This is a genomic window from Sporocytophaga sp. (genome assembly GCF_017745095.1).
Taxonomy (GTDB): domain Bacteria; phylum Bacteroidota; class Bacteroidia; order Cytophagales; family Cytophagaceae; genus Sporocytophaga.
Genome location: NZ_JAGHZZ010000016.1, coordinates 69,810 through 93,861 on the forward strand (window position 1 = coordinate 69,810; position 24,052 = coordinate 93,861).

Annotated in this window: 18 protein-coding genes; 11 read left to right on the forward strand and 7 right to left on the reverse strand. The window is 35.8% G+C overall.

The window, feature by feature from the left end; all coding sequences use genetic code 11:
* Positions 1-98 precede the first annotated feature (98 nt).
* Positions 99-2,075, forward strand: a complete 1,977-nt coding sequence (locus J7604_RS19955; RefSeq protein WP_293899718.1) for an amylo-alpha-1,6-glucosidase — start codon at positions 99-101, stop codon at positions 2,073-2,075.
* Between the two features lie 4 nt (positions 2,076-2,079).
* Here J7604_RS19955 and J7604_RS19960 read toward each other — a convergent pair whose 3' ends face one another.
* Positions 2,080-4,494, reverse strand: coding sequence for a DUF5686 family protein (locus J7604_RS19960; RefSeq protein WP_293899721.1), 2,415 nt, complete (start codon positions 4,492-4,494; stop codon positions 2,080-2,082).
* Positions 4,491-6,791: a patatin-like phospholipase family protein gene (locus J7604_RS19965; protein WP_293899724.1), complete on the reverse strand. Its 2,301-nt coding sequence runs from the start codon at positions 6,789-6,791 to the stop codon at positions 4,491-4,493. The genes J7604_RS19960 and J7604_RS19965 overlap by 4 nt, the downstream gene beginning before the upstream one ends.
* Positions 6,792-6,937: 146 nt before the next feature.
* Between J7604_RS19965 and lepA the strand changes: the two genes are divergently transcribed.
* From lepA to J7604_RS19995, 6 genes are all read left to right on the forward strand, one after another.
* On the forward strand, positions 6,938-8,725 hold the full coding sequence (lepA, locus tag J7604_RS19970) for a translation elongation factor 4 (protein ID WP_293899727.1): 1,788 nt from the start codon (positions 6,938-6,940) through the stop codon (positions 8,723-8,725).
* Between the two features lie 20 nt (positions 8,726-8,745).
* Positions 8,746-9,657 (forward strand): bifunctional 5,10-methylenetetrahydrofolate dehydrogenase/5,10-methenyltetrahydrofolate cyclohydrolase, encoded by a 912-nt coding sequence (locus J7604_RS19975; RefSeq protein ID WP_293899730.1) that lies wholly within the window; start codon positions 8,746-8,748, stop codon positions 9,655-9,657.
* On the forward strand, positions 9,635-10,276 hold the full coding sequence (locus J7604_RS19980; RefSeq protein ID WP_293899733.1) for a 7-carboxy-7-deazaguanine synthase QueE: 642 nt from the start codon (positions 9,635-9,637) through the stop codon (positions 10,274-10,276). Before J7604_RS19975 ends, J7604_RS19980 begins: the two co-directional genes overlap by 23 nt.
* Before the next feature lie 7 nt (positions 10,277-10,283).
* Entirely contained in the window at positions 10,284-12,206 is a 1,923-nt protein-coding gene (locus tag J7604_RS19985; RefSeq protein WP_293899737.1) for an OmpA family protein, read from the forward strand.
* Positions 12,207-12,365: 159 nt separating this feature from the next.
* Positions 12,366-14,438: a thiamine pyrophosphate-dependent enzyme gene (locus tag J7604_RS19990; protein WP_293899740.1), complete on the forward strand. Its 2,073-nt coding sequence runs from the start codon at positions 12,366-12,368 to the stop codon at positions 14,436-14,438.
* A 159-nt stretch (positions 14,439-14,597) separates the two neighbouring features.
* Entirely contained in the window at positions 14,598-15,452 is an 855-nt protein-coding gene (locus J7604_RS19995) for a glycosyltransferase family 9 protein (protein WP_293899743.1), read from the forward strand.
* Between the two features lie 25 nt (positions 15,453-15,477).
* Here the strand turns inward: J7604_RS19995 and J7604_RS20000 are convergent, their stop codons facing one another.
* From J7604_RS20000 to rfaD, 3 genes are all read right to left on the reverse strand, one after another.
* The gene (locus J7604_RS20000; RefSeq protein ID WP_293899746.1) at positions 15,478-16,008 is read right to left on the reverse strand and encodes an SRPBCC family protein; all 531 of its coding nucleotides are present in this window, start codon (positions 16,006-16,008) and stop codon (positions 15,478-15,480) included.
* 187 nt (positions 16,009-16,195) lie between these two features.
* A complete protein-coding gene (locus tag J7604_RS20005) occupies positions 16,196-17,434 on the reverse strand; it encodes a M48 family metallopeptidase (protein WP_293899749.1) in 1,239 nt (412 codons plus the stop codon).
* A 29-nt stretch (positions 17,435-17,463) separates the two neighbouring features.
* The gene (gene rfaD, locus J7604_RS20010) at positions 17,464-18,429 is read right to left on the reverse strand and encodes an ADP-glyceromanno-heptose 6-epimerase (RefSeq protein WP_293899751.1); all 966 of its coding nucleotides are present in this window, start codon (positions 18,427-18,429) and stop codon (positions 17,464-17,466) included.
* A gap of 75 nt (positions 18,430-18,504) precedes the next feature.
* On the opposite strand from rfaD, the gene J7604_RS20015 reads away from it, so the two are divergent.
* The 4 genes from J7604_RS20015 to lpxB are packed head-to-tail and all read left to right on the forward strand — an operon-like array spanning position 18,505 to position 21,948.
* Positions 18,505-19,392, forward strand: a complete 888-nt coding sequence (locus J7604_RS20015; RefSeq protein ID WP_293899754.1) for a helical backbone metal receptor — start codon at positions 18,505-18,507, stop codon at positions 19,390-19,392.
* Positions 19,382-20,386 (forward strand): iron ABC transporter permease, encoded by a 1,005-nt coding sequence (locus tag J7604_RS20020; protein ID WP_293899757.1) that lies wholly within the window; start codon positions 19,382-19,384, stop codon positions 20,384-20,386. The genes J7604_RS20015 and J7604_RS20020 overlap by 11 nt, the downstream gene beginning before the upstream one ends.
* 23 nt (positions 20,387-20,409) lie before the next feature.
* Entirely contained in the window at positions 20,410-20,826 is a 417-nt protein-coding gene (locus J7604_RS20025) for a 6-carboxytetrahydropterin synthase (protein WP_293899760.1), read from the forward strand.
* A gap of 12 nt (positions 20,827-20,838) precedes the next feature.
* Positions 20,839-21,948 (forward strand): lipid-A-disaccharide synthase, encoded by a 1,110-nt coding sequence (lpxB, locus tag J7604_RS20030; protein WP_293899763.1) that lies wholly within the window; start codon positions 20,839-20,841, stop codon positions 21,946-21,948.
* Positions 21,949-22,023: 75 nt separating this feature from the next.
* On the opposite strand, the gene clpX is transcribed toward lpxB, so the two are convergent.
* Positions 22,024-23,244, reverse strand: a complete 1,221-nt coding sequence (gene clpX / locus J7604_RS20035; RefSeq protein ID WP_028981019.1) for an ATP-dependent Clp protease ATP-binding subunit ClpX — start codon at positions 23,242-23,244, stop codon at positions 22,024-22,026.
* A gap of 112 nt (positions 23,245-23,356) precedes the next feature.
* Complete coding sequence (locus tag J7604_RS20040; protein ID WP_028981020.1) at positions 23,357-24,052, reverse strand: ATP-dependent Clp protease proteolytic subunit; 696 nt, start codon at positions 24,050-24,052, stop codon at positions 23,357-23,359.

Consider the following 24,052-nt stretch of genomic DNA (forward strand, 5'->3'; position numbering starts at 1 on the left):
TTTACTTTGGCTGGCTTTTATTTAATAGTATTCTTATGAATAAATGAATAAAATTGTCAAATTTAAGTCAGTATAAAAAGAGTTATATTTTCTGTACAATGAAAATTACCATCAGCGACGATATTATTAAGGATTTTTCAAAGGCTTCTTCCCGGGAGTGGTTGGAAACAAATGGCTTAGGAGGTTGGGCTAGTGGATCTTTATCCGGAGCAAATACTAGAAGCTACCATGGAATGTTTGTTGTCGCTACAAATCCTCCGGTAGGCAGAATGGTGTTAATTTCAAAACTTGAAGAATTTATTAAGTTTAAAGGAGTAAAGTTTGAATTAAGCGCCAATCAATTTCCATCCAATATCTGTGCTACAGGGTTAGAATATTTTGATAAGTATGAGCAGGAATATTTTCCTGTTTTCCATTATAAAATCGGTGATAAGATTGAAATAGTAAAAACGATTGCTGCTATCTATGAAGAAAATACAATCGTTGTGACTTATGAGGTGAAAAATGCTGTGGATGAGTTTGAGCTTGAATTAAAGCCTTTTATATCTTACCGAGATTATCACGGATTGATTAGAGAAAATAAAAACTTAAAGTGGGAGGCTGTTTTTGGAAATGGCGTTTTGAAAATGGACCCTTATGAAGGTTTGCCAGCTTCTTACATATTCCTTAAAAACTCTAATTTTAAATTTGCCCCAGCATGGTTTCTTAATTTTGAATATAGGGAAGAACAGAATCGAGGGCTGCAGTTTTCCGAAGACTTATTTAGCTATGGTAATTTCAGTGTTAAACTAAAGCAGGGAAATAAAATTGGTGTGGTTATTTCTGACAAGGATCCTTCCAGAAAAGATCCTTTTAAACTGATTTCCTCAGAAAGAAAACGCAGGGAAAAAATAACTAGAAATATCCCATTTAAAGATGACCTTTCTCAGAGACTTGCTATAGCTGCTGATCAGTTTGTCGTGAAGAGAGGAAAGAACCTTAAGACAATTATTGCCGGATATCATTGGTTTTCAGATTGGGGGAGAGATACAATGATATCATTGCCAGGTATTTGTCTTGTGACCGGGAGGTTTGACGAAGCTAAAAAGATTCTTAAAGCCTTTGCTAAAAGTATAGATATGGGAATGATTCCCAACAGATTTCCGGATGTTGGGGAGGAACCTGAGTATAACACAGTAGATGCAACTTTATGGTTCTTTATTGCAATTAAGAAATACCTTGATTATTCAGGAGATAAAACCTTTGTTCTGAAAGATCTTTATTCTTCATTGAAAGACATAATTCAATGGCATGATAGAGGAACTAGATATAACATAAAAGTTCAGGAAGACGGGCTTTTGTATGCCGGACAAAATGGTGTACAACTTACCTGGATGGATGCGAAAATCGGTAATTGGGTTGTAACACCACGTGAGGGTAAAGCTGTTGAAATCAATGCACTTTGGTATAATGCTCTAATGATTTTGGGAGAACTGGCTGATCTTAAAGGTGAACTGAAATCCAGTCGTCAGTTTTACGAAAGGGCAGGACATATAAAAAAAGCCTTTCTTGATGCTTTTGTAATAAAAGGCCAGGGATATCTGTATGATTATATTAATCAATATGAACATAACAGTTGTGTAAGACCTAATATGCTTTTTGCCATCAGTTTGCCATATCCGCTTCTGGATGATGAATTATCTGTTTCAATACTAAAGATTACAGAAGAAAAGCTTTTAACTCCCGTAGGATTAAGGAGCTTGTCGCCTGATGATCCCCAATACAGAGGTAACTATTCTGGTGATAGGCTTGCAAGAGACGGAGCTTACCACCAGGGAACTGTCTGGGGGTGGCTGATAGGGCCATATATAACCGCTAAAGTAAGACTAGAGGGAGATAAGGGAAGAAGGGATGTTGAGCAATGGATACAAAATTTCCAATACCATTTAAGCGAGGCGGCAATAGGAAGTATCTCTGAAATTTTTGATGGGAATGAGCCTTTTGCACCTAAAGGTTGTGTAGCTCAGGCATGGAGTGTTGCGGAGCTTCTCAGGGCATACCTAGAAGATGTCAAAGATGTCTTTAAGAAGAAATAGGTTGCTATAAAAAGAAGTTAGTAGCAAACTTGAATACAAAGTTATCTCCAAAATGCGGTAAGGAGTATGGACCGTATCGTAAGAAGACACCAGCACCTATACCAAGTTTCAAGCCTGCAAGATTTACAACAATAACGTTGTTCAGAAAAGATCCTCCTTCAAAGTATCCCTTCTCCATTGTTTTAAACGGAATCTTTTGTTGATATTCCGGATGAGATAAACTTCCGACACCGATATTATTGATGATCCATAATGAAGGAGTAATAGATCTGGTTATAAATAATTTCCCGAAATCATGAGAAAAGAATAAGCTGGCATATTTATTACTCAAGAACTCATTGAATTTCATTGTCTCAAAGCTGTTGTGAAATACAACTGATGTGTTTCTGTAGCTACCTTTTTGGTTATAAAGTTTCATATAAGGAGCATCTCCGGTTATTAAACCAGTCTCTAACTGTATGCCCGTTTTTCCCAGGAAAAGTATTCTCAATGTTTCCTCTATCTTTAAAGCAAATCGATTATAATTAAAATCTCCGCTCACACCTTTCTTTAATCCTTTCTGCCAAATGAAAGAGATGACAGGGAAGTTAGTCGGTTGTGGATACTTTCTTTTTAATACATTGAAATACTGCTCTCCAAATGCATATCGAAAACCAAATTTGAATTCCGTAAAATTAAATTTTAAGCTGTCAACGCCTCTGTAAACATATTCATAGGTAGGTCTGTGCTGGCTGTTGTCAAAGGAAACCATCATATCCATGTTTTTAAATGGATGATAAAAAATTGAGTTTTCCTGTTCAAAAACGAGATCTAATATTCTTAACCAGAATTTTCTCAGAGCCTCACTACTGTATTGATATCTGTTGTATGGATAGAAATTGGCTCCTGCCTCTCTTAAGTCATAAGAGAATCTTGCATTAAAAGATAGAGGGACTTCATAAAAGGGTTTATAGGTAAAGTCTGCTCCATATTTAAATTTTTGATCCCTTATACCATATCCAATGTAGCCACCGTATTTGATTTTGTCTGAATATTTTTCATTGGTATGAGCTCCAAAACCGATCCTTGTGCCTTCTACTTTGTTAAAGGTCAAAAGTCTGTGTACATCAATATCTATCTTTCTAAAAGGTAGTTCTCCATAAAATACCTTTTCTCCGAATGTCAGAAAATTTTCAACATCCTTTTTGTATTTAAAGGATTCAAAGTAATAATAGGTAATAGAATCGGCATGAGTAAGAGGTTCTTTTCTTATAGTCTTCCAATATTGCTCATCTTTCTTGTTTGCTCGTTCAGCGTAGTTGAGTATAACTTCATTAAATGCTTTTTTATTAAGATAAGCATTGAGATTTACATCAAAAATATATGAGTTCCCAGTAGCTATGTACTTTTCTGTTCCTCTTGAAAATATGATTACGGTTCTCGTCCTGGAAGGAAACCAAATATTTTTATCTGAATGAAAATTATAGGATTGAAGTAGTTTGATTTCAATTTTACCTTCTTCATATGGAGAAACATTCAAGTGCTCTATTGCATATTTGTTTTTATTGATAAAAACTGTGCCTTTCAATCCATCAAAATATCTGTCACTTCGCGGATTAAACTTGATAACATAGACAGTGTCTTTATTCGGATAAATAGTGTCAATTAAGTTGAATGCATATCTGTGAAATACATCCGCGTCTAAAGGGCTAGGATAGCTTTTGCCGGCAACGTTAAGATAGTCCTTATATAATGAAGCATTCTGAACTTGGTTGGCCTGAACCATTAGTAAAGGAAGATCAATACCTGAAGATTTGGCTCCATCCAGTTCTTCTCTCTGATGCAATTGGTCTATAAATTTTTTCTCGCTTGATGTTTCAATCAGGATGAAATGCTGTTCTTCTTTCAACTTTTTAAATGAAAGAGAAAATCTCTTGAAAATATGACTGAGAAACTTGTTTGATTTTTCAACTTCAGTGGTGGCAAGGCTGAATTTATTATAGGTTTTATAGCTATAATAATGCATTTTCTCGGGGTTATTCAGATCTTTGTGATCCATTACTCTTTTAATAATATCAGGTGCAATAGCATCAGAAACCTTTGATACTTCAAAGAATAGATACTTATTAAGCTTTACTGAATGGGTACTGTCAAAAGGAGGATAGATGGTCACTGGTCTGTGCATGTACAGATCAAATGTTATCTTCTTCAAAGATGATTTATTTTCAATAGAAAAATTTCCATCGATATCAGATATATAGTCAAGTGAATCATTTACTCTGATGTGAACGAAAGGCAGGCGGTTACCCGAAAATGTCTCTTTTACAGTTCCTTTTAATGTGTCTGTTTGAGCAATTAGTAATTGGGATAAAAAAAGCAGGATTATAAAAATCCCTGTGCTTATTAAGTTTTTTAAAAGTACAGGGGACGTATTTTTCATTTCTGATCAGATAGTAACTTTTTTAAATGATTTAAAGATTCCTGATTGTTATTCTCTAATATAGTCCTTTTTAAACTTTGTTTTTCTCGAGTTGTTAAATGCCAGCTCAAAACTGCTCTTTCGCCAATCTCTTTCTTTTCAACTTCTTCCGGGTTAATTTTCTTTTCTTTCAATATCCCCCAATATCTGGGCTTGGGAATATACTCAAAATTTACCACGTTGATTTTTCCATCAAACCAGCCATAGGCACCTTCAATCAGGTTATCGTTATTGAAGTCTTGAAGATAATCCCAATTATTATATAAACTTCCAATCGGGGTAAACATTTTTTGAAAAATTGAAGCTTCTGCTTTTTTCTCAATTGGACTATCTTTCTGGGAATCTCTAATGCAGACAAAAACAACTCCACTCGTATTCTTACTTATCCATTCTCTGAATACATATAGAAATCTCACAGCATCTCTGATTCCAAAATTGTCGGCAATCCCGGCATCCATAATTTCCATTGATGGGATACTTGGAAGTTCCACATTGGGTGTGACATATGGGAACGTCGCACTCATACGCATTGCACTTAAGAATCTAAGATTCTTAGAGTCCTGCTCCTCATAAAATCTTTGAAACTCTATTCCTTTTATCTTCTGGTTCAGATCCGCTTCCTCAGGAGGTGAGGTAGTCATATAACTGCAATGCTGACTTGAAATGAATAATTTCCTACCATCGTTAATGACAGTTGGAGACATTATAATTAAAGGTATAAGTGCATTGTGTTCCGGAGTTTTATAGTCACATACTTTTTTATCAAGTACATGGTTGAGGTTAGTATTCAGTTGTTCTTCGAATGCATATCCTCTGTCTTTAAGATATTCGTAGTTTCCGTAATTGAATTTTTGAAATCTGAAGAATATATCATTTACAACAAGGCTGAATATGACAGGATTGAGTACATCTTTAGTAATATTCGTAAATGCATGATCAGAATACAAATCGATGTTTTCTCCCTGTTTTTTTCTTAGATAAAGTTCTCTGAAATAGCTTGCTCCAACCATACCACCGGATGCTCCTGTCATAAGAATAGAATGATCAATCAGTCCGCCATTAAGTGTGCTATCTACATATTGCAATGTTCTTGTAGTCCATGCTGCGGCTCTTTGACCACCTCCACTGACACAGATAAAAACCATTTTCGGTTTTTCTGGTCCGGAAAATTTATTTCTCCAGTTATTCAGAATTTGAGTAGTCGAATCTGTATCGCTTTTAAAGTTTGAATCACTACTCAGAGCATTAAGTCTTTCAAGGCTATATTCGGCCGGACTATTATTGTAATTAATTCCATAGGCCTGGTATTTGGAATTGATGATATCAAATTTTACCAGAAAGTTGAAGATCACCAATGCTGCAACCAATGCAGTAATTGCCCACCCTCTTAACCAATAGGAAAAAGCTCCGGTAAACATGATAAAGATTGAAAAGAAAAGAATTCCGCTTGCCGCTGCAGGTATCTGGAAATAAGAATTATCCCTAAACAGTCCGAGAATGATAATCACTATAATGACAAAAATTTCAACAATTACTGCATTAAGGTGATTCTGATCAAACACCTTTAACAAAATTTCCTTGTCATAATTTCTATAGGGTTCAACCTTTACAAACCTACATGGAAAATCGAGGTAATGATTTACAATATATTTATTCTTTTTTGCGCTTTTTAACTTTCTTAATACGTTGACCCTGTTGATGTTAGTCTTTTTTAGCTGTCTGTCAAGGTTGGAAGCCAGTTCTTTGAATATATCCTTATTGGTAGACCGGAAATAAAAAAGTAATAAAAACAGCGTTACAAATACACCAAGAAGAAAACTAGCGACCTCCAGGAAAATTTGTGAATTGGTTTGAAATCCACTTTTGAACTGAAATCGAACAATATTAATTGAATAAACTATTAGAAATGCCAGAGGTATTATACTGTTGTTCAGACAGAATTTAGTAAAAGGGCGCGCAACAGTTCCAAGGAAGTTAAAGCGGTAACTATCCAGAATATAGGTGGTAATATGAAAGGACAGGATAAAGATTCCAACGGCTACCCCAATAATCAGAAAGCCCTTGTAATTCACCTTATTCATGTATTCCGGATCAAGAAATAGGTAAGGGATGCCCAGAATATTTCCAATGTTTGAAGTAACAAAACCAAACAGAATGAACCACAAAAGCAGAAGTATCTGGTTTTTCTTGAAATGATTAATCAAAAGTTGTGCAGGGAAGGAATAATATAGGTCCTCCAGGGTCTTATTCTTGCTCATTCTGTTCATGAATACACAATTCCTCCTACATATACGAAAAGGACAATTTTAAATATTAAAAATTATTAAAACAATTAGATAAATATTAAACGGGGTATTATTTTTTTAGTATCCAGAATTCATAACTTTGTAGTTGATTTACTGAAATGGAAAATATTAGAAATTTTTGCATCATAGCTCACATTGATCACGGAAAAAGTACTCTTGCGGATCGTCTTCTTGAGTTTACCAATACCCTCTCAAAAAGAGAAATGCAGGCCCAGGTCCTTGATAATATGGATCTTGAGAGAGAAAGAGGAATTACAATCAAGAGCCATGCTATTCAAATGAACTATGTGTACAAGGGAAAAACCTATGTACTTAATCTGATAGATACACCCGGTCACGTTGACTTTTCTTATGAAGTTTCCAGATCTATAGCTGCCTGTGAAGGAGTTTTACTTTTGGTTGATGCTTCTCAGGGCATTCAGGCTCAGACTATTTCAAATTTATACCTTGCTCTTGAGCACGATCTTGAAATAATTCCGGTATTAAATAAAATTGACCTTCCAGGTGCTATGCCTGAAGAGGTAAAGGATCAAATGGTTGATCTTGTCGGATGTTCCAGAGAATCAATTATTCCAGCCAGTGGTAAAGATGGAACCGGAGTAGATAAAGTACTTGAAGCAATTGTTGAAAGAATTCCAGCTCCCAAAGGTGATAAGAATGCACCACTACAAGCATTGATTTTTGATTCTGTTTACAATTCATTTAGAGGTATAGAAGTTATATTCAGGGTGTTAAACGGAACAATCAAAAAAGGCGATAAAGTAAAATTCGTTGCTACTGATACTGTTTATCACGCTGATGAAATCGGTGTTTTAAAACTTGATAAAGATCCTCGTTCGGTCGTAGAAGCAGGGGATGTGGGATATCTTATTTCAGGGATCAAAAGTGCGAAAGAGGTAAAGGTAGGGGATACTATTACAAGTTTTGAAAATCCTACAAAAGAAGCCATTGTTGGATTTGAAGATGTAAAACCAATGGTTTTTGCCGGAGTTTATCCTGTTGAAACCAGTGATTATGAGGATTTAAGAGAGGCAATCGAAAAACTTCAACTGAACGATGCATCCCTGGTTTGGGAACCTGAAACTTCAGCTGCTCTTGGATTTGGCTTCCGTTGCGGTTTCCTTGGAATGCTTCACATGGAAATCATTCAGGAGCGTCTGGAAAGAGAATTCGATCAGACAGTAATCACTACAGTTCCTTCGGTGTCATTTCATGCATTCGATAATAAAGGAGAAATGCATGTGGTTAATGCTCCTTCGGAAATGCTTGATCCTTCTAAGCTTAGCCATATTGAAGAACCGTTTATTAAAGCTCAGATTATCACCAAGTCAGAATACATAGGAGCGATTATGACTTTGTGTATGGAGAAAAGAGGAGTATTAAGAAATCAGGTTTACCTGACTACCGACAGGGTAGAAATGATCTTTGAAATGCCTCTTTCTGAAATGGTTTTTGATTTCTTCGATAAATTGAAAACGATTTCTAAAGGATATGCCTCGCTTGACTATGAATTAATCGGTTATAGAGAATCTAACATGGTGAAGCTGGATATCCTTCTGAACGGTGATAAAGTAGATGCTCTTTCTGCTATTGTTCACAGAGATAAGGCTTATGAGTGGGGTAAAAAGCTTTGTGAAAAACTAAAAGAATTACTTCCAAGACAGCAATTTGAGATTGCAATTCAGGCAGCAATCGGCGCGAAGATTATTTCCAGAGAAACTGTAAAAGCATTAAGAAAAGACGTTTTGGCTAAATGTTATGGTGGAGATATTTCTCGTAAGAGAAAGCTTCTTGAAAAACAGAAAAAAGGTAAGAAGAGAATGAGACAGGTTGGAAACGTGGAAATACCTCAGGAAGCATTTATGGCTGTCCTTAAAATTGACTAATAATATTGTTTCGAATACCCATGAGTGAATTAAAAATGACTACCCAACTGATCGACGGAAAAAAAGTATCACTTGAAATTAAACAAGAAATAGCAGTAGCTGTAGAAAATATAAAAAATAACGGAGGTAAAATTCCGCATTTGGCGGCGATACTTGTTGGAGATGATGGTGCAAGTCATACTTATGTTGGAGGGAAAGTGAAAAGTTGTGAGGAAGTAGGTTTCAGATCTACTCTTATTACTTATGAATCCAGTGTTTCGGAAGAAACCCTTCTTGCTAAAATAGAAGAAATTAATAATGACCCTGAAGTAGATGGGCTGATCGTACAGCTTCCGTTACCAAAGCATATTTCAGTAGAAAAAGTAACTGAAAGAATCCGTCCTGAAAAAGATGTTGATGGGTTTCACCCGGTAAACATTGGAAGGATGAACAAAGGCCTACCTGCTCATATTTCCGCCACACCTAATGGTATCATGATGCTTTTGAAGCGTTATGGAATTAATACTAAAGGAAAGCATTGTGTTGTGGTCGGTAGAAGTAATATTGTCGGTTCTCCGATGAGTATCCTTATGGCAAGAGACAGCGAGCCGGGAAATGCTACAGTTACATTATGCCATAAAAATACAGTAGACCTTGCCTCATATACTCGTCAAGCTGATATTATTATTGTTGCAGTAGGTATACCTGGATTGATTAAAGCAGATATGGTGAAAGAGGGCGCTGTGATTGTTGATGTTGGTACTACCAGAGTTCCTGATGCTTCTAAAAAAGCAGGTTATGCTATCAAAGGAGATGTGGACTTTGACTCAGTTGCACCAAAATGTAGCTATATAACTCCCGTTCCAGGTGGAGTAGGTCCAATGACCATCGCTTCCCTTTTATTAAATACACTTGCCTCTGCCAAGGGTGATGTCTATCAGTCAAGATCTTAATATAATATTAGAACATTCAGGTTCCATCCTTCCAGTGATGGAATCTTTTTATACTATCCAGGGAGAAGGTTTTTTTCAGGGACATGCTGCATATTTTATCAGGCTTGCAGGATGTGATGTAGGATGTCACTGGTGTGACGTAAAAGAATCCTGGGAAATCAAAGGACATCCTGTTTTTTCTGTTGAAGAAATTGCACAATCAGCATCTGTTCATCCAGGAAGAGTAGCTGTAATTACAGGTGGAGAACCTTTGATTTATCCCTTAGACACATTAACAGAATCTTTAAAGAAATTCAAATTCAGAACCCATATTGAAACCAGTGGAGCTTATCCTCTTTCCGGCAATTGGGACTGGATATGTCTTTCCCCTAAAAAGTTTAAAGCACCTCATCAGTCTGTTATAGAAAATGCAGACGAACTCAAAATAATCGTTTTTAATAAATCAGATTTTGAATGGGCCGAGCAGTTTGCCAGGCAGGTAAAGCCTGAATGCAAGCTTTATTTGCAACCAGAATGGTCCAAACAAAATGAAGTGCTTCCGCTTATTATTGAATATGTAAAAAGTAATCCTCAATGGAATATTTCGTTACAGATTCACAAGTTCATGAACATTCCTTAATGAATCTATGAAATCAAAGATCTTCTTTTCTTTTCTGTTTCTTTTATTTTTCTCTTTATCCGCTACTTTCGGTCAAAACTACAGCTCATCAAATAAAAAAGCCATTGGTCTGTTTCAGGAAGCTGAAGAACTTGTCCGCATGAGGAAGTTTAACGAAGCGATAAGAGCACTTGAGGCTTCTATTGATAAAGATCCTAATTTTGTTGAAGCGCATTACAAACTGGGCGGCATCTTTAAATTATTGGGAAATTCCGAAGAAGGAAAACAGCATTTCTACAAAGCTGTAGCTATCCTGCCGAACGATAAAAGGTTTTATTTCGGATACTATACTGCAGCAGAGTTTTACTTTAACGATGGAGATTATGAGTCTGCGAAAAAGTATTTTCAGATGATGCTGGATCTGAAACCTAATGATAAAAAGTTAACTGATGAAGCGACTCAGCTCTTGGCAAAGGTGGAGTACGGAATAAAAGCAAAGCAAAATCCATTGCCGTTTAAGCCTGTTATGATGAGCTCTAAGATCAACAGGTTTTATATCCATGGATATCCTGTGCTTACTGCAGATCAGCAAACAATCATTTATTATAAAAAAGACGGTCTTACTCAAAAAGATGATGAAGACATCGTTGTTTCTGATAAAATAAACGGAGAATGGTCCGATCCATATTCTATTTCAACAAATATTAACACAAAGTTTAACGAAGGCGCTGCATCCTTATCAGGAGATGGCAAAGTGCTTGTGTTTACATCATGTAACAGACAAGATGGCTTTGGCTCCTGCGATTTGTATGTTTCCTATAAATTAGGAGATGCATGGAGCGAACCTGTAAACCTTGGTGCAAATATAAATTCTCCTACATGGGAATCCGAACCTACGATTTCTGCAGATGGCAAAACAATTTATTTTTCATCTCTTAGAAGGGGAGGTTTTGGAAAAGAAGATATCTGGTTCACCAAGATGGATGAAAATGGGGAATGGTCTCCAGCCAAAAACCTAGGAAAACCTGTGAATACTCCTGGACGAGAAGTGGCTCCATTCATTCATGCGAATGGCAAAAGCCTTTACTTTTCATCTTCTTATCATCTTGGAATGGGAGGGCTGGATATCTTTTCTTCAGAGCTGACAGATTCCACATGGTCTGAACCTACAAACCTTGGGTATCCTCTTAACGGTCCAAGTAATGACGCTACCATATTCATTACCTGCGATAGCAAGAAAGGATTTTATACTGTCTATGAAAAAAAGGATATGAGAGTATCCAAAGCATTTCTTTATGAGTTCGAAGTTCCGGAGCAGATTCAGGAAAAACATAAAAGCACTTATTCCAAAGGAAAAGTATTTGATGCTGTAACTAAAAAGCCACTGGGAGCAAAGATTGAGCTGGTTGACCTGAAAACAGGCAAGGTTAGCCAATGGGTTAAATCTGATAGCATAAACGGCGGTTATCTTATTGTATTAACAGAAGGATCAGAATACGCTTTGCATGTAAGCAAACCCGGCTATATGTTTAAAAGTGTACATTTTGACTTTAACAATCCCAAAGTATTTGATGCCCTTGCTTTAGATGTTTACCTGGATCCGGTGAAAACGGGTGCAGCAGTGGTTTTGAATAACATATTTTTCCCTTCGGGATCTTTTGCATTAGAAGAAAAATCCAAAACTGAACTGGATAAAATCAGCGTTTTCTTAAAGCAAAATCCTAAAGTGAATATTGAATTTGGTGGTCATACCGATGATGTTGGAGCTGATAAAGACAATCTTACATTAAGTACCAATCGGGCGAAATCTGTTTTTGATTACCTTGTAAAATCAGGAGTCTCAGCTACAAGAATGAAGTTTAAAGGTTATGGGGAAACAAAACCAATCGAACCAAATACTTCAGAGGAGAATAGGCAAATTAACCGAAGGATAGAATTTAGAATTTTGTAAATCAATCATAATTAAAACTCCGGTCTTCCGGAGTTTTTGTTTTTATTAAGATTTTTTCTTCTGAAAAATTAGATCACGTTATTTTTCAACAAATTCATCTGATTGGAAGTCTAATATATAAGAGTGGTCAACTCTATAACTTTTAATATTATTCAACCTATGGAAAAGAAGCAATTGCTATTATCTGCTTATAAATTCATGCAGTTTTCAATTCACATGTCTCAGTTATATGACCGTGAAAAGGAAATTGTCAGATATATTTATGCTTCTTCCAGAGGGCATGAAGCTATTCAGATAGCTACAGGACTTCAATTATTACCTTGTGATTTTGTTGCTCCATATTATAGGGATGATAGCTTAATGCTATCTATGGGCTTTACTCCATATGAATTGATACTTCAACTTCTGGCTAAAAAGGATGATCCATTTTCTGCTGGTAGGACTTATTACTCTCATCCAAGTAGCAAGCGGGAAGACAAACCAAAAATTCCACATCAAAGCAGTGCAACAGGTATGCAGACAATTCCAGCTTCAGGTGTAGCATTGGGTATGCAATACTTTGAAAAGATTCAATCTTCTTTGCTTAAAAAAGGACCTGCCAATGAGTTACCAGTTGTGGTATGTTCTTTAGGTGATGATAGCATGACAGAAGGAGAAGTGAGTGAAGCATTACAGTTTACTGCTTTAAAACAGTTGCCAATAGTATTTCTGGTACAGGACAATAGTTGGGGAATCTCTGTAACAAGCGAGGAAAGCAGGGCAATGGATGCCTATGATTTTGCCGGAGGCTTTAAAGGACTCAACAGAATGCGTATAGACGGAAGTAACTTCGAAGAATCTTTTGAAGGAATGGCTAAGGCATTGAACTATGTTCGTTCCAAAAGATGTCCTATTCTAGTACATGCAGTAGTTCCTTTGCTTGGACATCATAATTCCAATGTTCGCATGGAAGTATATAGAGGTGAAGATAACCTTGCAAGACATGCTATGAACGATCCTGCATTTAAACTCAGACGCAGGCTGATCGATATGGGTGTGCCGGATGAAGAGCTGAAACGCTTGGAAATTGAGGCATTAAATGAGGTACTGGATAGCTTTGAGAAGGCGAAACAGGCAGAAGACCCTGATCCTATTTCTGTCCTGGATAATGTTTTTGCACCAACAAATGCCTTTGTTGAAAAAGGTAATCGTACTCCGGCAAATAAATCAAAGGTTTCTATGGTTGAAAGCGCACTGCATGCTGTCGAGGAGATTATGGAAGCGAATCCAGAATGCATTTATTACGGTCAGGACGTTGGAAAAAGACTTGGTGGAATGTTTGGAGAAGCAGCAACACTTGAAAATAAATTCGGAAATGACCGTGTATTTAATACACCAATTCAGGAAGCTTTTATCATAGGGTCGACTGTAGGCCTTTCTGCCATTGGGGTTAAGCCAATTGTGGAAATTCAGTTTGCAGACTATCTATATCCGGGAATGAATCAACTGGTGACTGAAGTATCAAAGTCATGCTATCTCAGCAATGGAAAATTTCCTGTAAGAACCTTGATAAGAATACCAGTGGGAACAAGTATTGGTGGAGGACCTTATCATTCCGGATGTATTGAATCCTTACTGTTGACAATAAAAGGTATAAAGGTAGTTTATCCGTCCAATGCTGCAGATATCAAAGGATTGATGAAGGCTGCATTTATAGATCCGAACCCTGTAATTATGCTGGAGCACAAAGGGCTCTACAGAAGTAAAATTCCAGGAACTCAGGATGCATATACTATTGAGCCCGATGCGGACTACATACTTCCGTTAGGAAAGGCAAATTTGGTATTACAAACTGAGAATCCAGATTCTGTCACAATCATCACTTATGGACTTGGAGTTTATTGGGCTAAGGAAGCAGCACAGTTATTCAAGGATAAAGTAGAAATCATTGATCTCAGAACATTATATCCATTAGATGAAAGTTTGATTTTTAAACTTGTTAAAAGGTCCGGAAGGTGTTTGTTATTAAGCGAAGCCCCGGTAGAAAATTCATTTATTCAGGCACTGGCTGGTCGTATTCAGAAATCCTGCTTTGAATATCTCAAAGCACCTATCTACACAATTGGAGCTTTGAATGTTCCAGGATTACCAGTAAATATTGGATTAGAGAATTCGGTGCTGCCTGATATTCTTAAAATTTCAGAGGGGATAAATGATTTATTATCATATTCTAGACAAAAAGAATTTATTTGAAACTTCTTTACATCTTTAATGTGGCTTTTGACAAAAATGCTTTTAAAGCCATAAATAATTTTTTCTAAATCTATTATTTACTTTATATTTATTTTTGATGGCTTTTATCGTTATCAATGATAAAGTTATTTTATAAAGTAAGTACTTTTAATAAAGAGCATGATTCATATTTACAGGGCTAATGCATTCGGTGATGTTTTATGGGCAGAGCCTGTAGTCCGTTATCTGGTTTCAAAGAATCAATATGTAAATGTCATTACCAACTATCCTGAGGTCTTTAAGAACTATCCCAGTCCATATCTTATTTTGAACAAGCCAGTTCCGAAATGGAAAAAGAACTTGTTGAAGATATTGCCTATTCTAGGGTTTTCAAAGAAGATAATTAAACTGGATATGGCATATGAAAAGACGCCTAAAATCCATGTTTTAAAAGCTTATTTTAATGCAGCCAGAATTAAAAATGAATCGTTATCTCTGCCAAAAATATATTTGTCTGAAGAAGAAAAGAAAAGATTAATTCCTGAAAAATATGCAGTCCTACATATCGACAAAAATCCTTTAAACCATAGAAATATTTATGGTGTGGATTGGAAGGAAGTTGTTAAATATATTCAAGGATTAGGATTGAAAGTAATTCAGATATCCAAAAGCGGAGACGATCTTTATGGAGAATGGTACAAAACCCGTGATATGAGAGAGGTAATGTCCCTTGTTTATAATGCATCGTTATTTGTTGGTTTGGATTCAGGACCAAGTCATATCGCAGGGTGTTTTCAAATACCATCAGCAATATTTTTTGGATCAGTCAATCCGGAGTTTAGACACCTAGGTAATAAGAATAAAATATTTTTACAGCAACCGTGTGAATATGCCGGTTGTTATCATGAGGTGGTTAGCAGTCGTGGAAAAGATTGCCGCTTGGTTGGATCTGAGGGTATACCAAAATGCTCTCTTCATACTACGGAATATGTTTTGAATGCATTAAAACAACTTTCTCCTCAGATTGAACTTTAATTGGAGCTAAAAAGGCAGAGATGCATTAATGCTTCTCTGCATAATTCTTCAGATTCTCCAGGCCTTTATCAAAATCTTTTTCAAGCATATCCTTTACCATAAATCCAAAATATCTCCCAAAAGGATAGTCCAGATTTCCTTGATTTTTCCATGTTACTTTAGTACCACCTTCAACTGGTTCAATAATAAAATCTACCTCGGATTCTGATTCCATAGGTGTAGTGGTTATAAGTCTTGAATGAACCATTGTTGGACTTTTGGTTTCAGTAATAATCATAAAGCCTTTACCTGTTTTCTGTCCTTCCCAACTATATTTATGACCGGAATGAGAAGGCTGTCCTTCCACAGTTTTTTTGGTTGTAGAATCGCTCTGAGACCATGGATTCCAATCTTTAAAATCGTTGTAATCAGAAATCTCCTTGTATAACTTTTCAGCAGGTTGTTTGATTACGAGACTTCTTTGAACTGTATAAGTTTTGGGAAAGAATAGTGCTACGATAAAGATTAAAAGTAGAAAACCCAGTAAAGAAAGTAGTATAGTTCTGGCAAGTTTCATAGAGTTTAGTTTTGGCGCTTAGATTGAAAAGTAATAATTGATTTCAAAATGGTTTGTTCTGAAAAAGATCTTAAAATGAAAACTTGCTTTTAATCGAATGACTCTTTTTATAAAGCAATCAACTATTGCAAGTTCTTTATGGATTATAAACTTAAATCAGCTGTTCGATCTTGTATTAATCATCCCTTTATTGAACTTCCTTTAAAGCCCTTAATCTATATAATAATGGCGGATGAGAATAATGCATAAATACATATGCAGGATGTGGAGTCAGGTTACTGAGGTTTTTAGTTGATAACTTTTTCAGTGCTTCCTGAAGAGCAATACTGCTATATGTAACTGCTGCAAAACGGTCTGCTTCATATTCATTTTTCCTAGAAATAATATTCATCACTAATCCAGTAATGTGAGATATAGGAGTGTATAGAATTCCGAAAGCAATTAAATTGATATGGATTGCCAAATGGTCCGCACCCAAAGCCTGTGATAAGTTTTTATTAAATATGAAATAGGATAGAAGGAAAAGCATGAATCCTGTTTGTACGATACCAAGGATTAATCCTATTACGATATGCTTTTTCTTAAAATGACCAATCTCATGTGCTAACACTGCAACCAGCTCCTCTTTGGTATGATTGTTAATCAATGTGTCATAAAGCACCACTTTTTTCTTTGGTCCTATGCCAGAGAAGAACGCATTTGCTTTTGAAGATCTTTTGGATCCGTCTATGACAAAAATATTGGTTAAAGAAAAGTGGTTGGTTTTACTGTACTCTTCAATTGAGTTTCTAAGCTCGCCACTCTCAAGTGGAGTAAGTTTGTTGAAGAGCGGAACAAATATACTTGTATAAAACATATTGATTACAAGCATTACCACAGATAAGATGATCCAGAAATAAAGCCAGAAGCCTGGACCTATACTGGTTACCATAAAAATAAAAAGCCATATTAGCAGACCGCCCAGCAGCCCGCCAAGAAGATAACCTTTTAGCTTATCCAGAATATATGTTTTGATTGTGGTTTTATTAAATCCGAATTTTTCTTCAATTACAAAGGTCTTGTACAATGAAAAAGGAATATTGATAATGTCAGAAAAAAGAAACAAGATTCCAAAGAATACTAATGCTAAGGCAGTTGGATTCTGAAATTTTAAACTTAATTGTTTGTCAAGCCAACCAAAGGTGCCGGTGAGAATTACAATGAAGATAAGCAGGAAACTCAATGTGCTGGATACAAAACTGAACTTTGCATTGGCTGTAAAATAATCTTGTGCTTTCTTAAATTCATCTTGAGTGTATAAGTCTTTTAACTCTTCGGGCAAATCAGTTTTTTGATGTTTAAGATTTAAATAATCAAGAACCTGTTCAAGTATAAAATCAAATGATAGTATGCCTAGAATAATATATAAAAGACTTTTAGAATCCATCAGAATTAAGCTTCCTGCTAGTGTAAATTTTAATAATATGTTTTGTTGATAAGGTAATTCTTAACATAGTCATTCACACCTTCTTCAAGAGTATGGAATGGCTTGGAATAACCTGCAGCTTTTAACTTTTCCATTTTGGCTTCTGTAAAATACTGGTACTTGTCGCGAATGTCAGCAGGAGTGTCTACAAAACTGATATCTTCTTGTTTGCCCATTGCCTTGAATGTATTCTTTGTCAGATCAAGAAATGTTCTTGCCTTTCCGCTTCCAAGGTTATAGATACCTGAATGTTTTCTGTCTCTCATCAGAAACATGATAACCTCCACAACATCTTTTACATAGACAAAATCTCTCATTTGCTCACCATCCTTAAATTCAGGATTGTGAGATCTGAATAGTTTCATCTTGTCACTAGCACTTATCTGATTGAAGGCATGAAATATTACGCTGGCCATTCTGCCTTTGTGATATTCATTAGGACCATATACATTGAAAAATTTAAGTCCAGCCCAGAAGAAAGGTTTTTTAGGTTGATTCAGTGCCCAGATATCAAAATCATTCTTAGAATCACCATAAGGATTTAATGGCTTAAGTTTTGGAATTACGGCTTCATTATCTTCATATCCAAGTTCTCCTAGTCCATATGTAGCAGCAGAAGATGCATATACCAGCGGAATTTGATACTTGATACAGGCATTCCATATTTTTTGTGAATATTCAACATTGAGTTTGTCGAATATCTCTTTGTTAAACTCAGTGGTATCGGTTCTGGCGCCGATATGGAAGATGAATTCTACATGTTCATAGTTTTTATCAAGCCAGTTGAAAAACTCATCTCTGTGTACTTTTTCCTGTATTTTTTTTCCAACCAGGTTTTTATTTTTTTCTTCGTTGCTGAAATCATCTACAGCAACAATATAATTGAAGTTTTCAGCATTTAATTTACTGATAAGGCAGCTACCTATAAATCCTGCTGCTCCGGTCACAACCATCATAAAACAAATAGTTTCTTTTTGTAGGGTGAATTTTTAAGAAAGGCTAAATTTACAAAAAAAAGAACGATATAGAGGGTGAAAAAGGTTTATTTGCGATTACTGATTTTTTCTTTACTCATTTTCTATGCATGTAAAACGCATAGTGATAGAGATGTAAATTCTAATGAAAATAGTAATAATAAACTGGCGAATGAATTGCATTTACCTGCCAAAGTCAATCGTGTATTAGGTCTTTGTCCTTCTTCTACTGAAATCCTTGCAAGTATTTCTCCTGAAAAATTAGTAGGGAGAACACAAAATTGTAATTTTCCCCCATCTGTTGAAAAGCTTCCTGTTGTGAATAATTATCCTCTTGATATAGAGGGGATGATGAAGCTCCGTCCTGATTTGGTTTTAACACTTGAAGGAATAACTCCAGCGGATGATATAAAAAGGATAGAAGCTCTTGGAATTCCAGTCTATGTTCAGAATTTCAAAACAGTAGATGAAGTGCTTGATGGAATAAGAGATGTTGGTAAAATTTGTGGTGCGCAAGTAAAAGCTGATTTATTGGTCGATTCACTGACGCAGGTTAAGGATAGCTTATTGAGTCTTAATTCCAGACAGAAGCCTGCTGCAATTAATATCATTTGGAACTCGCCGATATATGTTCATGGATATTATTCAATTATGACAGACAAACTTAGAATCGCTGGACTGGATAATATTATTGATTCATCCTTTAAGAAAACCTCGCCTGAAGTAAGCCGTGAATATCTTTTATCAAAAAATCCGGATGTTATGTTTTGTGCGTTTTCAGATTATGAAAAGGACTTTTTTAACCTTTATCCTGAATTAAGAAGAATGAAGTGCTACAGGAACAAGGCTATTTTTAAAATTACAGAAGATTTACAATCCAGACCCGGACCTCGCATATTAGAAGCAGTTATGGAACTTAAAAATATTTCGAAAAATGCCCAATAGATTGGTTGTTCCTATATTGACAATATTAACAATCACATTAGGAGTCTTATCGCTCAGAATTGGAACCTATAGTATTTCACTTACCGATATGAAAGAGAGCCTCTTTTATTTTGACGGGAATAATGATGTTCATTATGTACTGCTAAAACTCAGGTTGCCGAGAATTATACTAGCATTTCTTGTTGGTGCAGCTCTCGCATTTAGTGGATATTTAATTCAGGTAATGGTAAATAATCCTCTTGCAGATCCATATCTGATGGGAACAGCTTCTGGTGCTTCTCTTGGCGCTAATATAGTTTATATCGGATTGGTGCCATTTACAATATTTGGATTTCAAATGACACCGGTATTTGCTTTTGCAGGTGCTGCAGGAGTTTCTCTATTAGTTATTACCTTAGCATATGAAAAAGGGCATATTAATCCTGCTAAGTTATTGCTCGGAGGTGTTGCATTGTCTTCTTTTCTTGTTGCTGTCATTAGCTTACTCATATTTTTCTCTGATACAGAAAGTAAACTAAAAGCAGTCATTTTCTGGAGTATGGGTAGTTTTGAAAGGGCAAGTTGGGATTTTATTCCGTTATTAGGTATTACACTGGTGATTTCGAATATTATATTCTTATTTTTTCAAAAACATATTAATATTTTACTTCTGGGGGAAAGCCGCTCATACACATTGGGGTTAAATGTCGCTCAATTAAGATGGTTTATTTTGATTTTTATTAGTTTAAATACTGGGTTTGCAGTGGCGACCTCAGGCCCTATAGGATTTGTTGGTTTGTTTATTCCCCATTTTGTCAGAGCGTTGTTTGGAATTACAGGAAGATTTAATATTCTGTATTCCTCCTGGATTGGTGGATTATTTATTCTTGGATGCGATTATGCTGCCAGATTAGTCTATCCGCCAGCAGGTTTACCTATTGGAATAATTACTTCGTTTTTGGGAATTCCTTTCTTCGTATATTTGCTTCACAAAAGGAATTATTCATTTTCCTGAATAATCTGTTAGAAAAAGATTTGATGATTTACGTTTCAAGAAAAGAACATTTTAATGCAGCACATAAGCTGTATAATCCTAATTGGTCAGAGGAGAAAAACAAGGAAGTATTTGGTCCTTGTGCTAATTCAAACTGGCATGGCCATAATTTTGATTTAACTGTTACAGTGAAAGGAACTCCTGATCCGGAAACAGGTTTTGTGATTGATCTTAAAAGACTAAGCAAGATCATTCGAAGTGAAGTTGTTGAAAAGCTTGATCATAAAAATCTTAATCTGGATGTAGATTTCATGCTCGGCAAAATGGCTAGCACAGAAATTCTGGCAATGGAGATTTGGAGAATTCTTGATAAGGAAATTAAATCTATTTCTCAAGCTAGATTGCATTGTATCACTCTTTATGAGACGCCGAGAAACTTTGTTGAATATTATGGAGAGTAGGGGATTGTCCTTATGAAATACTATGTAATTTGTGGTGAAAGATCTGGAGATCTCCATGCTTCTAATCTTTGCAAAGAAATTATTCGACTGGATAGCAATGCTCAGATTAGGGGAATTGGGGGAGACTATCTGGCTGAGACTGGGGTAACTTTGTACTCTCATTTTAAGGATATTGCCTTCATGGGTTTTTGGGAAGTGTTTAAAAATTTAAATACGATAAATAAGATCCTTGAAAAGACTAAAGTAGATATCATTTCCTACAAACCTGATGTCCTTTTACTGGTTGATTTTGGAGGTTTCAATTTAAAAATTGCAGCTTTTGCTAAAGCTCAGGGGATAAAAGTTTATTACTACATTTCCCCAAAAGTATGGGCCTGGAATCAAGGCAGAGCCAATAAGATCAAAAAGGTAGTAGACAAGATGTTTGTGATCCTGCCATTTGAAAAAGACTTCTATAAGAAGTTTGATTTTAATGTGGACTATGTTGGAAATCCTGTATTTGATGCTGTTGCAAATTTTAAATCAGATCCAGCATTTTTAAGTAAACATAACCTTGAAGGAAAACAGGTGATTGCTGTTCTTCCGGGTAGCAGAAAGCAGGAAGTAGAAGCAACCCTGCATTATATGGTTTCTGTTTTACCATCTTTTCCTGAGTTTACGTTCGTTGTAGCAGGTGTTTCAAATCTACCTTCTGATTATTATGATAATTTTAAAAGGGAGGGTAGGGTAGCTGTTATATTTGATGAGACCTATGACTTATTATCACATGCTAAAGCAGCTGTTGTAACTTCTGGTACCGCAACACTAGAGACCGCATTGTTTGAGGTGCCTCAGGTGGTTGTTTATAAAACAAGTGCGGTTACATACAATATTGCTAAATTTCTGATTACTGTTAAGTTTATATCCTTGGTTAATCTTATTGCTGGATATGAAGTGGTAAAAGAATTAATTCAATCAGATTTTTCTCCATCTAATTTAATTACAGAATTAAAGAAGATTATACACGGCAAGGAAAGACAAGAACAATTGAACGGTTATCAGAAGATAAAGGAAATTCTTGAAGGCCCTGGAGCTTCCAAAAGAGCTGCAGAATTAATGGTAAAATATCTAAATGAAAAATAATATAGGTTTAATAAAAAAGGGCTTTAAAGCCCTTTTTTATTTTCTTATAACTTAAAACTATCAATTACAACTTCCTTATGCTGCTTTCAGTTTACTGAATTTAGATTTCTCAATTTTTTCTACAGCGTAGTCTCGCGTAATTACAAGTTTTTTAATTTCATCTTGAGATGGTAGTTCAAACATTGCATCAGTCATAACAGCTTCGCATATAGATCTTAAGCCCCTTGCACCTAATTTAAAATTAACGGCCTTTTCAACTATAAAATCTAGTGCTTCTTCTTCAAACTCAATCTCGATATCTTCCATCTTAAACAATTTCTTGTATTGTTTTACGATTGCATTTTTCGGCTGAGTTAAGATCATTCTCAACGTCTCCTTAGAAAGCGGCTCCAGATAAGTGAGTACAGGTAGTCGACCAATTAATTCCGGAATTAAACCGAATGTTTTTAGATCCTGAGCTGTCACATATTGAAGAAGGTTTTCTTTGTCGACAAAGGTCTGTTCTTTGTTTGAAAAGCCTAGAGGCTGAGTGTTTAATCTGCTGCCTATCATTTTAGAGATGCCATCAAAAGCACCACCACAAATGAATAGGATGTTTTCTGTATTTACCGCGATCATTTTTTGATCCGGGTGTTTTCTTCCTCCTTGAGGAGGTACATTTACCTGTGTACCTTCTAGAAGTTTTAGAAGAGCCTGTTGCACACCTTCTCCACTTACATCTCTAGTGATTGAAGGGTTGTCGCCTTTACGGGCGATTTTATCAATCTCATCAATGTAAACAATACCTCTTTCTGCAGATTCTACATCATAATTTGCAGATTGTAAGAGCCTTGTTAATATACTTTCAACATCTTCTCCTACATAACCTGCTTCTGTAAGAACTGTAGCATCAGCGATACAGAATGGTACCTGAAGAATTTTTGCCAAAGTTCTGGCAATATAAGTTTTCCCCGTTCCTGTTTCTCCAACCATAATGATGTTTGACTTTTCAATCACTACATCATTTTCTTCCTGTTGCTGCATTAATCTTTTATAGTGATTATAAACAGCCACAGACATTACCTTTTTGGCCTCGTCTTGTCCCACGACAAACTGATCAAGAAACTTCTTCATTTCTGATGGTTTGATCAGATTGAACTTAGGGACACTGTTTTTATTCTTGGTTTTAACTTCTTCGGAAAGTATCTGCTGAGACTGAGTGATACATCTGTCACATATGTGAGCATGTATACCGGAAATCATTAGAGATACATCTTTTTTAGATCTTCCGCAAAATGAACAGGTGATTTGAGCCATTATTTTTGTTTTTCGTATTCCTTCCCTAATTAAAACATTGGGATATTTTTTACCTTATTCAAGGATTCAAAACATCCCAATTTTTAACAAAGGTTTTTTTAATTAAGTTTAATTATCGAGTTCTGAACAGAACCTCGTCAACAATTCCGTATTCTTTAGCCTCTGCTGATGTTAACCAATAATCTCTGTCAGCATGTTTTTCGATAGTTGCATAGTCCTTGCCACTATGATGGACAAGGATATCATAAAGTTCCTTCTTCAATTTAAGAATTTCCCTTGCTGTAATTTCTATGTCAGATGCCTGTCCTTGAACGCCTCCCAGTGGCTGGTGAATCATGATTCTTGAATGTTTCAAAGCTGATCTTTTGTTAGCAGCTCCTCCACAAAGTAATACCGCTCCCATTGAAGCTGCCAATCCTGTGCAGATTGTTGCTACATCAGGATTGATATATTGCATTGTGTCATAAATACCAAGTCCCGCATATACTGAACCTCCAGGACTATTGATGTACATAATCACATCTTTGTTTGAATCTGCCGATTCAAGAAACAATAATTGAGCTACAACAATATTGGAAACATAATCATCTATAGCAGTGCCGAGGAAGATAATTCTGTCTGCCATCAAACGTGAAAAAACGTCAATGACAGTCGCTCTCATCTGTCTTTCCTCAACAATATTGGGAGTCATATTATTTATGTATGGAAATGCAGTACTCTCAACTTGTTTAATGTATTGATCCACTACGTTGCTGCCAATATTCTGATCCTTAATGGCGAATTTTCTGAATTCTTCCTTATTTATCAT